The organism is Piscirickettsia salmonis LF-89 = ATCC VR-1361 (assembly GCF_000297215.2).
GTDB classification, from domain to species: domain Bacteria; phylum Pseudomonadota; class Gammaproteobacteria; order Piscirickettsiales; family Piscirickettsiaceae; genus Piscirickettsia; species Piscirickettsia salmonis.
Genome location: NZ_AMFF02000185.1, coordinates 1 through 2,363, shown reverse-complemented (window position 1 = coordinate 2,363; position 2,363 = coordinate 1). Strand labels below are relative to the sequence as shown.

The 2,363-nt window shown below is 35.2% G+C and carries 1 protein-coding gene; it reads right to left on the bottom strand.

Features of this window, described 5'->3' with window-relative positions:
* Positions 1–380: 380 nt before the first annotated feature.
* Positions 381–2,117 (bottom strand): methyl-accepting chemotaxis protein, encoded by a 1,737-nt coding sequence (locus C200_RS13070; protein ID WP_016211987.1) that lies wholly within the window; start codon positions 2,115–2,117, stop codon positions 381–383.
* Positions 2,118–2,363: the final 246 nt, after the last annotated feature.

Genomic DNA, 2,363 nt, shown 5'->3' with positions numbered 1-2,363 from the left:
GGCATATTGGATGTGCAAAGCACCAGCCAAAGAATGATCTCACCGGAATAATGCTTCCATTTAAAGGGTTGATTCTTCTTAAATCGTTTACGTCTACCCACAGCAATTCACTCTTAACTTCCGTTGATTGCTACACCCTACTCAAATCTAAATTTTTTGCAACAGTGCCCTCTACCGCATGCTGAAGAAAAAACAGATGCACTGCCATCAAAACAAACCAGCTTATGAGCAATTTTACTTGCTCTCAGCCTAACTATGCCTGAAGAAAAGTGCTCCTCTGTGAAAATTTCAAATTGCGACAGAACCAGTTGATCATGGTTTACCTTAAACAAAAACCAGTATCATATCATCATGATCAAATTGCGACAGAATCCTCAAAACTATGTTCGTATACTAGAAACTACTTTATTGAGATCGCCAACATTTCTTTCCAAATCAACAACAAATGGCTCAAGTTGGTTCACTACTGTATTCATACTTAAAGACAATTGCTTGATATTTGACAAATTCCCTGAAATTTCATCACTTACTTCTAACTGTTCTGTAGTTGCTGTAACAATCGATGTATTAAGCTTATGGATTTCGATAACAGACCCTTGAATAGTACTCAAAGCTTCGTTAGCGATGCCCATATTGGAGCGAGTTGATTGCATTTTTTCAGTACTACTATGAATATTTTCAGTTGATTCTTTAGCTTTGCCTTGTAACATTAAAATAATACTCTCAATTTCTCCAGTGGAATATTGAGTACGCTGAGCTAATGAACGTACTTCATCAGCAACTACTGCAAAACCTCGACCTTGCTCACCAGCGCGAGCCGCTTCAATAGCAGCGTTGAGCGCTAATAAGTTAGTTTGTTCAGCGATAGCTTTGATTACATCAAGGACATTGCCAACATTGTTTGACTCTTCCGCTAATTGCTGAATAGTTCGAGCAGTAATAGTAAATTCACTCTCAAGTTCTGTAAACTCCTTAGTGGTTTTGTTAAAAACCGATTTGCTAGTTGACGCTTCTTTCTCAGCACTATCAGCATGTTGCTCCGCCATATTAGTACTTCTTACTACATCTGAAAGCGCTACAGTCATCTCCTCCATGGCTTTGGTTGCCATTTTAACCTCTGCGGTTTGCTCTTCTGCCATATTAATATTTTCCTCTGTAATAGATTGAATCGAATGAGAGATACTAGAAATTGTCGAATTTACTTCACCAATTTTTATAATTGTTTTTGCATAGCTAGCCAGCACTTTGTTTATGCTATTACCTATAACTTCTAACTCATTATTGCTATTTTCATCAACTCTTAAAGTTAAATCTGATTTGCTATCAACTTGCCGTAGTACATGAGCCATCTGTTCAATCGGCTTAACGACTTGGTGGTTCAAAATTATATAACCGAGTATAGAAATAACAAGTACACTAATTAAAGATATACTTGCAGTTAACACAACATTTTCAACTTTCTGTTCTGCTATTCGGAGTTGACGATCGGTTCGGTTTTCTAGTTCTTTAAAAAAATTATTGATTGGTATCATAATGTTAGATTTTTCATTATGATACTTTTTGCTATGTAATATTTTTGCTGCGGTGGTTAAGTCAGGTATGCCATGTTGAGAGTAGTTTCCTGAGCTATCAGGGTATAAACCTTTAACTGCATTCATTGCCCTGACTTCCATCTTGACTAATGTATCAGAGTTTTGTTGAGCCTGTTTCAATAATTGGAATTCGTGCTCAGTAAAACCAAGTTTTCTCATTGTTGATTTCAAAGCTACTTTTTCACCATCTGGCTTAGGTTTTTGACCATATTCAAGCACTAAGTCCCAATAGATGCTGTGGTAATTTTGAGGGCGTGCTTTCTGGCCATTGCGAATTGATAAAATATCCATATACATTTTTTTATATTTTTCATCACCAGTAATTACATAAGTTCTTGCTAAGCGCGTTAGATCATCAGAGCTTTGTCTTAACTCATCAGCTGCTTGATATGATTGGTAACGAATTTTTGCTTCTTCATCAACTTTTTTCAGTAAATTATTTAGCTCGAGTACCATCGCTACACTAATGAAAATACCAAAAGCAATGACTCCAAATACTAGCTTCATGGTGTTTTTAACATTCATACTGTTGACACCTTTTTACAAAAGTAAATTTAATAAATATTGGTAGTAATTAAAGTAATTTAACTAACTTCAATTTATTCTTTAGTAAGTAAAATATTACATATCATAACCATTATGATTAAACCAAATTTATACATACCGTTAAATGTAGTACATTCTTATCAATTAGGTGGCACTGTTGCGAAAAATTTAGATTTGAGTAGGGTGTAGTAATCAACTGAAGTTAAGAGTGAATTACTGTGGCTA